The sequence below is a fragment of the Sporosarcina sp. Y352 genome, from assembly GCF_056786535.1.
On record NZ_JBXCJE010000027.1, the window covers coordinates 1 to 9,656 of the forward strand.

Annotated in this window: 18 protein-coding genes and 1 pseudogene; all 19 read left to right on the plus strand. The window is 32.5% G+C overall.

Features of this window, described 5'->3' with window-relative positions; genetic code table 11:
* Window positions 1–288 (plus strand): annotated as a pseudogene (locus tag AC1TO6_RS20795) (fibronectin type III domain-containing protein); the annotation flags it as partial.
* 164 nt (window positions 289–452) lie between these two features.
* Window positions 453–914, plus strand: a complete 462-nt coding sequence (locus AC1TO6_RS20800) for a hypothetical protein (RefSeq protein WP_482103490.1) — start codon at window positions 453–455, stop codon at window positions 912–914.
* A 97-nt stretch (window positions 915–1,011) separates the two neighbouring features.
* A complete protein-coding gene (locus tag AC1TO6_RS20805) occupies window positions 1,012–1,275 on the plus strand; it encodes a hypothetical protein (RefSeq protein ID WP_482103491.1) in 264 nt (87 codons plus the stop codon).
* Between the two features lie 141 nt (window positions 1,276–1,416).
* Window positions 1,417–1,767 carry a hypothetical protein gene (locus AC1TO6_RS20810; protein ID WP_482103492.1) on the plus strand — a complete coding sequence of 117 codons (351 nt, stop codon included), beginning with the start codon at window positions 1,417–1,419 and terminating at the stop codon, window positions 1,765–1,767.
* A gap of 2 nt (window positions 1,768–1,769) precedes the next feature.
* A complete protein-coding gene (locus tag AC1TO6_RS20815; RefSeq protein WP_482103493.1) occupies window positions 1,770–2,144 on the plus strand; it encodes a hypothetical protein in 375 nt (124 codons plus the stop codon).
* Window positions 2,145–2,747 carry an ATP-binding protein gene (locus AC1TO6_RS20820; protein WP_482103494.1) on the plus strand — a complete coding sequence of 201 codons (603 nt, stop codon included), beginning with the start codon at window positions 2,145–2,147 and terminating at the stop codon, window positions 2,745–2,747. It begins immediately after the preceding gene.
* A gap of 33 nt (window positions 2,748–2,780) precedes the next feature.
* Window positions 2,781–3,035: a hypothetical protein gene (locus AC1TO6_RS20825; protein WP_482103495.1), complete on the plus strand. Its 255-nt coding sequence runs from the start codon at window positions 2,781–2,783 to the stop codon at window positions 3,033–3,035.
* 317 nt (window positions 3,036–3,352) lie between these two features.
* Window positions 3,353–3,550: a hypothetical protein gene (locus AC1TO6_RS20830; RefSeq protein WP_482103496.1), complete on the plus strand. Its 198-nt coding sequence runs from the start codon at window positions 3,353–3,355 to the stop codon at window positions 3,548–3,550.
* Window positions 3,551–3,580: 30 nt separating this feature from the next.
* A complete protein-coding gene (locus AC1TO6_RS20835) occupies window positions 3,581–3,760 on the plus strand; it encodes a hypothetical protein (protein ID WP_482103497.1) in 180 nt (59 codons plus the stop codon).
* Window positions 3,745–3,993, plus strand: coding sequence for a hypothetical protein (locus tag AC1TO6_RS20840; protein ID WP_482103498.1), 249 nt, complete (start codon window positions 3,745–3,747; stop codon window positions 3,991–3,993). Before AC1TO6_RS20835 ends, AC1TO6_RS20840 begins: the two co-directional genes overlap by 16 nt.
* 322 nt (window positions 3,994–4,315) lie before the next feature.
* Complete coding sequence (locus AC1TO6_RS20845; protein ID WP_482103499.1) at window positions 4,316–5,386, plus strand: protein rep; 1,071 nt, start codon at window positions 4,316–4,318, stop codon at window positions 5,384–5,386.
* A 63-nt stretch (window positions 5,387–5,449) separates the two neighbouring features.
* A complete protein-coding gene (locus AC1TO6_RS20850; protein ID WP_482103500.1) occupies window positions 5,450–5,671 on the plus strand; it encodes a hypothetical protein in 222 nt (73 codons plus the stop codon).
* A gap of 109 nt (window positions 5,672–5,780) precedes the next feature.
* A complete protein-coding gene (locus AC1TO6_RS20855; protein WP_482103501.1) occupies window positions 5,781–6,041 on the plus strand; it encodes a hypothetical protein in 261 nt (86 codons plus the stop codon).
* 16 nt (window positions 6,042–6,057) lie between these two features.
* Window positions 6,058–6,252 carry a hypothetical protein gene (locus AC1TO6_RS20860; RefSeq protein ID WP_482103502.1) on the plus strand — a complete coding sequence of 65 codons (195 nt, stop codon included), beginning with the start codon at window positions 6,058–6,060 and terminating at the stop codon, window positions 6,250–6,252.
* A gap of 237 nt (window positions 6,253–6,489) precedes the next feature.
* A complete protein-coding gene (locus AC1TO6_RS20865; RefSeq protein ID WP_482103503.1) occupies window positions 6,490–6,642 on the plus strand; it encodes a hypothetical protein in 153 nt (50 codons plus the stop codon).
* A gap of 200 nt (window positions 6,643–6,842) precedes the next feature.
* Window positions 6,843–7,001 carry a hypothetical protein gene (locus AC1TO6_RS20870; protein WP_482103504.1) on the plus strand — a complete coding sequence of 53 codons (159 nt, stop codon included), beginning with the start codon at window positions 6,843–6,845 and terminating at the stop codon, window positions 6,999–7,001.
* Window positions 7,002–7,019: 18 nt separating this feature from the next.
* Window positions 7,020–7,184 carry a hypothetical protein gene (locus AC1TO6_RS20875; RefSeq protein WP_482103505.1) on the plus strand — a complete coding sequence of 55 codons (165 nt, stop codon included), beginning with the start codon at window positions 7,020–7,022 and terminating at the stop codon, window positions 7,182–7,184.
* Window positions 7,185–7,270: 86 nt separating this feature from the next.
* On the plus strand, window positions 7,271–8,416 hold the full coding sequence (locus tag AC1TO6_RS20880) for a hypothetical protein (RefSeq protein ID WP_482103506.1): 1,146 nt from the start codon (window positions 7,271–7,273) through the stop codon (window positions 8,414–8,416).
* A partial coding sequence (locus tag AC1TO6_RS20885; protein ID WP_482103507.1) for a fibronectin type III domain-containing protein occupies window positions 8,416–9,656 on the plus strand: 1,241 nt, incomplete at its 3' end. The genes AC1TO6_RS20880 and AC1TO6_RS20885, both read left to right, overlap by 1 nt.

Sequence of the window (9,656 nt, forward strand, 5' to 3'; positions counted from 1 at the left end):
CTATTAACGAATAATTACATTGTAACTGGTTTAGAAAATGCTACTGAATATGCAATAACTATAACGGCAATTGATACATCTGATAATGAATCAGTTATGTCTGCGGCTCAATTATTAATACCGTCAAAAGATTCAATGCCGATTTTTAAAGCAAATTATGATTTAAAAGCGGTAGCAGATGGGACAAGTAATTGGTTTTCAAGCTTATGGCCAATTTTAGCCTTTGCGGTTGGTATCTCATTAGCGTTCTATATTGGTAATCGTATTAAGACATTATTCTTTGCATGAAGTGGGTGATAAAAAATGAATCCAGTATCTATAAATGATTTGAGCAATTTCATGTTAAATATTTTAACGGCTTATGATAGTTACTTGTATTTTGCCATTACATTTATGTTTGCGGCTCATGCTCTTGTATTAACTAGACGCCTATTGGTTGGTGTTCGTCAGTGATGAAATTTGTAGATAAATTACTTGGATTGTTATCCGAAGGATTTGGAAAAATAATAGATGCTCTCTTTAAATTCATCGAGTTTATAGCTAAACCATTATCGTATTTACTTGAATTTTTTAAAGGTATCTTCTATTTTTTTTACAAATTTTTTGAGATTGCTGTCCAAATAATTATGATTTTCGTGGCTATGTTCCAATTTGTTTTTGCTTTAATAGCAGGTGTTTTTAGAACTATAAAAAACTGGTTAACCGTCAATCCTTCGGCTGGTGATGTGTCATTTCCTTCTATGTCATATCAAGGGTTTTCAGTAGTAACGGATTTATTGCAACCAACTGGATTAATGACAGTTGTTCCATTGGTTGCATTGGCTTTTCTTTGGTTCTTTTTTGTATTGAAAATGATTGGCTTATTCGGTGGATCTATTATGATTTCACCTTTCGGTCGAGGGGGGGACAAATAATGACACATATTTTAATTGCATTGATAATCTTTTGTCTTGGTGGTTTATCGTTTACTTATGTTCATTTAAAGCATAAAAAAATAGCTGTTGATAAAACATGATTGCATTAATAGATAGCATTTTTGCTCCGTTTTTAGGATGGCTATTAAATATTAGAATGTACATTACTGATTTGTCTGTCCCTGTTGCTCGTCCTTTGAATATATCCAATTATTTAGGTCCATTTGTTCTACTTGGTCCGTTTTGGATGACGTTTATCTCTACTGCTGCTTTTCTTGGTTTTGTGTATGTTGTCACATTTATTATTGTTTCCACGAATGGTATGGCTATTAAGTTTAAAGATACGATTAAATGGTGGTGAGTCTTTTTGTCTATATTTGAAACGTTTTTTTATATCGGTTCATCAATCAGTTTAAGCCTTTTGATATTTCTAGTTTTGCCTACAATGTTTTTAATTAAAAGAAAAAAATAATATAAAAAGCTGAATTTAAAGGAGAAAACAATGAAAAATAAAAAATCGAAATCTAATATGCGTGTACTAATATTTAATCCAGAAAATAAAACACTTAGCGCTGAACTTGGTGTAAATATCGAAGCTGATTCTATTGAAAGTGAAAGTGGAGTTTATCATTTAAGCGATGCCGATAGATACGTGGATGAATGGAACGGAAATATCTATTATTTATACAATGCTACGATTCCAGAAAGAGTTGAAGCAAGTAAATTAAAAAGCTTGAGACGTTCAACTGCCTTAAATCGTATTTTTGAATTTGATAGAAATAAGCCATTAGATATGTTTAAACTTATTCCATATTTAATCATAATCATTATGGTTGTCTTTGGAGGTCGTTAATCGTGGAAACAGTACAAGATATGATGATTTCTGACTTACTACAAACTAATGAAGAATCAACAAATGAAACAATGGATTTAATGAATTTTTTACGTGAAGCAGGAACGCCTTTAACGAAGAATCAATTAGAATCATTTCTATTACTAAATGAAATGGGTTTACATGATATATCAGACTTTGTTTATAATGCTAGGCGTTCTGTAACACCTGTATCACTGTTCTTTAAACTACTTGATAAACTAACACTTGCAGACAGAATCAAAGGCAATGCGAAGCTGTCACACCTCTTAAAAGCTAGTGCAAATCCGGCAAATGGTGCATTGAAACCAGAAGATGCGCAAGCCAAAGGTATGTCTATGAAGGAGATTGATCGCTAAATGAATTTCATGGTATTAGAAGGCTTTCTTGGTTCGGGAAAAACTTTAGGTGCTTCAATTCTTGCAAAGTATTATCAAGAGCGTTCTGGTTGCGCTCTTTATAGTAACTTTGGTTTAAAGGGTGCAAGACCTTTCACATCACTCGATGATTTTAAAGAAATTGCAAAAGAAAAAAGTAGCATTCTTGTCCTGGACGAGGCGCATATGGATTTAGATTCTCGTTCATTTTCATCAAATCATGTGAAATTCTTTACGCAAGTTAGTTATTATTTACGAAAATTGCGTTGTACGTTAATCATGACGAGTCCCTCATTCTCTGACCTTGATAGTCGCATAAGGGGTATCACAAATATATATATTCGGGTGAATAAGGATTCTAAAAACTTTCATTATGAAATGTATGACGTTCAATCAAATAAGTATTTAAGGACTATGCACATTAACCAACAGGATGCTTTTGCAGTAGCGGACAAAATTTTCGATACTTCAAGCATGGTAACTCCAATAGTAGTTCCAGCAAAGAAAGAAGATTTTACAGTATTTCTAAATGAATTAAAACTAATCTCTGAAGCTTATTATAAAGACGGAGAGCGAACGGCGTAAGCCGGGCGCGAACGTCCATAGAGGGGTGTTTATATGAATCAAAACACTATACAAATTAAATTATTGCGTCAAATAAATAATTTAGAAGATGCGGTAAATAAAATCGAAAATCAGTTACGTTGCTTAAAGCATGATTTAGCTTATAGATCCATTGCAAAAATAACTTTTGATGCTCGGAAAATTCAACTGGAACATGCTAAATCAAATATTAATTCTTCTATTAATTTTCTTGAACAATTTTATGAAAAGGCGAAAGGAATTGATGTTAATGAATCTGTTAGAACGTAAAAAGTTTCAGGGTCAAATAAAAAATATCATTAAGACAAATCATTTATTCAATGAATTTATTGAAAGTCTCATAGAAAACTATCCATTACATACAGATGATGAAAAAAATTCATTACAGCTGCAAGAGCATTTAAACAATATGACTGTTATTTTTAATTCGATGAAAACAAACGTGGAGAAAAATAAATCATAATCGCCTGTACACTCTACTTTTAGATATATTAGTAGAGTCTTTTTTTTTCAAAAGATAAATTTGCTATACAATTGTATATTAAAGTGATATACTGAATTTGTTGTTAAAAAGGAGGTATGGCACATTGTCAAAACAAGTTAATGTACGACTTAGTGAATTTCATATTGAGTTAATTCAAGCAATGAAACAGGCACATGCAGATGTTGGTGTCACTGTTAGTCAAGCAAGAATTATAGAACAAGCTTTAGAATATTGGTTGGAATTTGAACCTAATATGAAAAAAGCCGTTTCTGAAAAAATGGATCTTGGGATTTTTGGTTAATCATTCATCATTCATTTGGAGGGATGTACAATGAGTATTTTCATTTTCTTTTTGGTTAATATTTCTTTAATTTTTATTGTGATTTTACTTTTATATCTTTTAAAACTTTTAGATAAATATTTAAATGATACAAATGATAAAAATTATAATAACGAAAAATATAATACTGATTTTAGTTGGGAGCAGGATTTGGAATGGTTGAACAAATAGATTTGTTTCGATTTTTATTACAAGATAACTCTGTAGACAAAGTTGAAATGTATTGTCCGAAATGTAGTTTCAAAAATAATTTATCTGAACAAGAGAGAATGACAATGTTTGAGATTGTGAGCCAACAATTTAAAGAGGATGCAAAGATTTTCTGTATTTATTGTAGTGGTCAATTTTTATATAAATCAAATGGCGCTCTTGGTGTCGATGAAGAGGGGTTATTACCAGTATGAATACACTTGAATTAATTTCAACTTTATTAATCTTTGGTTATTTGGCTTTATTGTTTGTTATTGTTTATACGTTTAGGAAAGAAAAATATCAGTAACCTTTAAACTGTCCTTATCATAAGGCGTAGCCTTGACTGTGGTTGCAAGTGCCGAATGGCAGGCGCTAGTGTATAGAAGTCGTTAAGCCTTACTATGTGCATTACAGGTGCTTTAAATTAAGTATCTAAACAATCCCCCCACATCTTGAATACGTTTTTGAATTAAATTTTGGTCTGCTTGGTATATATTACGGAATCACCGTCCACATGAAGGAAGTGACATTAAATTGGATAATACTTTAGATGATAAATTGCGGCTTGTGAGGTCTGAAAGGTACGCTTGTCAGTCTGTTGCAAGAAAAGCATTACCGAATGAACGTGTAGGAATGTGCTTGCGTATGGTTGGAGGAAATTTCGTATCTGTACATAGGCATAAAAAAACAAACAGGTCTTTCTTCGGTGGTCTTTTAGTTTGTGGTAGCGTTTGGACTTGTCCAGTCTGTGCGGCTAAAATATCCGAAAAGAGAAGAAATGAGCTTCAAACGGCTTTTAATGCACATAAAGAAGAAGGGGGCTATATCTGTATGCTTACTTTAACTTTCAGTCATCAAAAGAGTGATAGATTAAAAGACATTTTAGAAAAATTTGGACAAGCTACACAAAAATTTATGTCTGGTAGGGCATATCAAAATATACGTGATGAAATGGGTCTTATAGGACGGATAAGAGTTTTTGAAGTTACATATGGGGAAAACGGTTTTCACCCTCATGCACATATTGCATTATTTCATACCAATGAAGTTGTACTAAATTCGATACGAATTAAAATGTTTGATCTCTGGGAAAAGGCTTGTTTAAAAGTTGGACTGAATACTAATTTTGAACATGGTTTGAATTTGCAGAGTGCGGAAGATGCAGAGGAATATATGTCTAAACATGGTACTTGGTCACTGGAACAGGAGTTAAGTAAATCACATATTAAAAAGGCCAAAAATGGTTCATTATCGCCTTTTGACTTTTTAAGGATATACTTACAGACAGAGGATAAAAAATACCTTGCTTTATTTAAAGAATATGCGACCTATTTTAAAGGTAAACGTCAAATACAATGGTCACAAGGATTAAAAAAGCGTTTTATTGTTGAAGATAAATCCGATGAAGAATTAGCAAAAGAGAAATTAGAAGAAGCAGACCTGTTAGGCTTACTGGATTATGAGCAATGGAAAATAGTTTTGAAACATGATTTAAGAGCAAAATTATTAGACAACGTAGAAAAACATGGATTTGACGTTGGAATTGAATTAACATTTCTAAATAAAAATGTTCACCCCTCATCTAATGAATTAGACAAAGAATGAACACTCAACTGAATGAATTATAACATAACCTTACAAACCTTACAAAAAGAGAAGGTGCATTTAATGGGGAGAAAAAGAAAATTAATTGTTAAGAGAAAATTAAATTTAAAAGTTTGTCCAGAACTATTAGAAAAACTGGACGAAGACGGAGTAAATAAATCCCGTCTTTTTTCTATTTCAGCAAAGTTATATTTAAGAGAAAAGGAGAGGATAAGACAAAAACAGACAAAAATAGATACAAGTAACCATGAAAACTTTACAAATAACGATAAATATTTACATTAAATAGTTATAAATACCTATTCCAAACACGGGGGTCTTTTACTATGATTATTAAGGAACGAAAATTCGGACTCCCGAATAAACGTTCTCATAAAAAAGGAGGAAATAAACAGTGGCAAAATTGAAATTAGAAGAACAAACGAAATTAGTATATTTAGGTGCTCGCCAGTGGAACAGTCCAAAAGGAAATCTATTAACTTTCATTAAACTAGGCGATCCAGAAAAATTTGAAAACCATGAATTTATTATTGACGTAAATAAAGTAGATATTAATGGGATTCCTCTAAATTCAAGTGTTAAACCAGATTTTGAAATGGGACTTTACAATAACAAAACTTCCCTTAATCTTGTTGGTTTATCAGTAGCGAAATGATTAAGGAGTGATTGAAATGGAAGAAGAAAAACAATCAGTTTCGATAATAGATGATTTAGGAGAGTATTTTAAATCCTATTTTATTGAAACACCAGATGGTTTTTTGCAGATATTTCAATCGTTTACGTACGGAGAAATGGTGATAAGTTTTTTACTTTTGTTGTTCGTAATGTTGTTTGCGTTTAAATGGATTTGGGAGGTGCTTAGATGACTATGAATGTTGTTGATGTGATTAATCAATATAGTTTACTGTCCGTTCCCTTCGTGATGCTTATCTCCGTCTATGCACTTTCTAAGATAAATATGAGTGAGCGCTAAATGGTAGATTCATTATTCGGTCATGCACTGTATTTCTTTTTCATGCAAAACGATGTTGTACTTTATTCTATAGGCGTCTGTTCCTCCATAGTTTTTCTCGTGTCACTCCTTTCAATTATTAAAAAGTGGGGTGAAAGTTATTAGTTTTACGTTGCAAATTAGCCAGATTTTACAGTATTCCTATAATATTTTCGCGTCTGCACTACCTGTAATCTATTTATTTATTGGTGGAGCTTTTGCGGCATTTGTACTGGCAAAACTATTATCGCTTGCAAAAGGCTGAAACGTGGTGAACTAAATGAATCTTCATAGTGAAAATATCCCTGATATTAATTACAGACCTGACATAACAGATTTGTTTATGTTCTTCGGTATTAATTGGGAGACAATAGCACCTGCACTATGGGTTTTATTTGGAACTCTTTTCGCTTTTTTCTTACTGAAAGTTTTAAAAATGTATTATGACTAATGGAGGTAACAAAAATGACAGTTCCAGCAATCAATTTAACGTATGATCTCGCAGATGTGGCAACATCCGTAACAAACTGGTTTGGCTCTATGTGGCTAATTGTGGCATTTGCTGTAGCAATTCCACTAGCATTCCTAATTGCTAACCGTATCAAATCTCTATTTATCGCTTAATAAGGAGGACTACATTAAATGACACCATCAATTCCAGTAATTAATTTATCGTATGAACTTGCAGACGTGGCAACGTCAGTAACTAACTGGTTTAGTTCTATGTGGCTAATTGTGGCATTCGCTGTAGCGATTCCACTGGCATTCCTTATAGCTAACCGTATCAAATCTTTGTTTATCGCCTAACAACATTAAAACAACAAAAGTAAAATCTTCACATAGAAGGGGAGGGATATTTCCCTCTCCTATTTTTTTATTATCGGGAGGTTCATATGTTCCGAAAAGTATTACTACTTATTATGTCTATAACCCTATTTAATGTCTTTCAAACAAACAACGTAGATGCAGCTACAATAATATCAGTTTACGAAACCGACAATTTAGTAAATAAAAATAAAGGAATTTACTATGATTCATCCAATGATGTCATGAAAATAGATTTTTATGGTACATCACTAATTAGTGGAGACATTCAATTTTATCATGATGCTGCTTTAACCGAAAAAGGTACATTTAAACAGTTTACTGCTAGTACTAATGGATGGTTGATGGGTGTGCAATTCTCTTGCACTGGTTGGTATGAAGCAAAGGTCTATAAATCCGATGGCACGCTAGCCATAAAGACCGTTGTCAATATAGCTGATGGTGATTTAACTGTGGATCGTTGTGATAGTAAATACGAAGAACCACCCGAAGACGTTATTCACGAAGCTTTGTGTCAGTCTAAAATGTGTGAATGTATCGCTGAGGTAAAAGCTTCAACCGATGCCGTTAAACAGTCTGTGGATGCGGCTACTAGTGAATTAAAGGTACTAAATCAAACTACTTCAGAAATTAAAACCGTTTTAACCGATTTTGCAGATGAATTTAAAACGAGCGTTAATTATTCAGTTCCTTCTCTACCTGATACTTCTAATTTAATGGAACAAAACAAACCACAACAACAACAAACACCTTTTAATGATACGAATAATTATTTCAAAGATGAAGGGGATGCAATGACTCCTGGAAAGTTACCTACTGCACCCGATGTTAAAGACTGGGAAGGTTTTCTACCAGAGCCTGCAATGCCTCCAGAAGTTCAATTAAAAGAAAATGAGGAACTAGCCAAAGACAATGAAGAAATAACTGATAAAGAATTGATAAAAGATAATCCATTACAATCCGATTTATTCAATAAAGACCTAGAATTGAAAAAAGAAGTAATTGGAAAAGACCTCGAAATGATTCCAGATTCTTTTGGAAAAGATGTGGAGTTAACAAAAGATTTACTTGATAAACAACCCGTTGGAAATATTGATCCAGTACAACAAACGGAATCAATGAATCAAACGGAACAGTTTAATAAAAGTAATGAAATGAATAAAACCTTAATTCTAGAACAAACGAATAATTTTGGTGGAAGTGGTGGTAACTAATGAAAAAAGTTTTACCGTTTTTAATACTTATATTTTTTGTTTTACCTATAACAAATACATTGGCTGCTTATAATGTAATAAATTATAACCAAGGTTTATTGGATACAGACAAATCTAATATAGTTGATACTTATTCTTCATTTACAAATCCACAGTTTATAAATGATAACAACGTTTCAAGTGCTGGTTCTACTAGTCAAGGTGGACGAGCAACATTTGTTTTTACTAACCCTAAAAATATTAGTGCTATTCAAATGAGTTACTATGGTCGATTTACTATTACAGTTCATTCCTCTACTGGTAGTAAAAATATAGTTTTTGATAAACCAGAAGATATTGTTCATAATATTTTGCATGAAGAAGATTTTACAAATGTTACTAAAATCGAGGTTTGGAATCATTATTATAAAACCGGTGGAATTCAAGAACTTGATTTTTTTGAAGGAATTGAAAAAGTCGTTTATGACCCTGTAACAAATTTAGCGTTTGAACAAACATTTAATTCTGTCGACCTTTCATGGGTGAATCCTGTATCTACTGCAATTGAAAGTATAATCGTTAAATCTAATGGAATTGAGGTGGCAACCCTTGCTAAGACTGCGGAAGCTTACTCTCTTACTAACCTTAATCCGGAAACTGTCTATAATATTGAAGTTATTACTAAGTATACCGATGGTACTCTTTCGACTCCTCAAAAGGTAACAGTAACAACAGACGAAAAACCAATAGATACTAGTCCAACTGGCGATATTACAGATATGGCTTTTGGTGTAAGTTCAACAGGTGTCATTTTTAACTGGGTTAATCCAACTGATAGTGATTTTTCACATGTGAAAATATATCGTGATGGCGTACTAATTGAAACAGATCATCGTGGAAATGAATATGATATTTCTGGTTTAGTACCTAATACAACATATGTCTATAAGTTCGTAGCGGTTGATACTAGTGGTAATGCATCAACTGGTTATATACAAACGATAAAAACCGATATGGAAACGGATAACGTTGCTCCAGAAGCACCTACTGGTTTAATTTTAACGGTTGGTAATCAATCGGGTCGTCTTGTATGGGATAAAAATCCCGAATTCGATTTAAAAGGTTACAACGTTTATGTAAATGGTATTAAAAATAATGGCGCAATGCTATTAACGAATAATTACATTGTAACTGGTTTAGAAAATGCTACTGAATATGCAATAACTATAACGGCAATTGATACATCTGATAATGAATCAGT

Excerpts from the sequence above, each read along its gene's own strand:
- AC1TO6_RS20860 (WP_482103502.1), top strand. The coding sequence starts at position 6,058 with ATGGAAGAAGAAAAACAATCAGTTTCGATAATAGATGATTTAGGAGAG.
- AC1TO6_RS20880 (WP_482103506.1), top strand. The coding sequence starts at position 7,271 with ATGTTCCGAAAAGTATTACTACTTATTATGTCTATAACCCTATTTAAT.
- AC1TO6_RS20825 (WP_482103495.1), top strand. The coding sequence starts at position 2,781 with ATGAATCAAAACACTATACAAATTAAATTATTGCGTCAAATAAATAAT.
- AC1TO6_RS20810 (WP_482103492.1), top strand. The coding sequence starts at position 1,417 with ATGAAAAATAAAAAATCGAAATCTAATATGCGTGTACTAATATTTAAT.
- AC1TO6_RS20850 (WP_482103500.1), top strand. The coding sequence starts at position 5,450 with ATGGGGAGAAAAAGAAAATTAATTGTTAAGAGAAAATTAAATTTAAAA.
- AC1TO6_RS20800 (WP_482103490.1), top strand. The coding sequence starts at position 453 with ATGAAATTTGTAGATAAATTACTTGGATTGTTATCCGAAGGATTTGGA.
- AC1TO6_RS20835 (WP_482103497.1), top strand. The coding sequence starts at position 3,581 with ATGAGTATTTTCATTTTCTTTTTGGTTAATATTTCTTTAATTTTTATT.
- AC1TO6_RS20820 (WP_482103494.1), top strand. The coding sequence starts at position 2,145 with ATGAATTTCATGGTATTAGAAGGCTTTCTTGGTTCGGGAAAAACTTTA.
- AC1TO6_RS20840 (WP_482103498.1), top strand. The coding sequence starts at position 3,745 with ATGGTTGAACAAATAGATTTGTTTCGATTTTTATTACAAGATAACTCT.
- AC1TO6_RS20805 (WP_482103491.1), top strand. The coding sequence starts at position 1,012 with ATGATTGCATTAATAGATAGCATTTTTGCTCCGTTTTTAGGATGGCTA.
- AC1TO6_RS20870 (WP_482103504.1), top strand. The coding sequence starts at position 6,843 with ATGACAGTTCCAGCAATCAATTTAACGTATGATCTCGCAGATGTGGCA.
- AC1TO6_RS20875 (WP_482103505.1), top strand. The coding sequence starts at position 7,020 with ATGACACCATCAATTCCAGTAATTAATTTATCGTATGAACTTGCAGAC.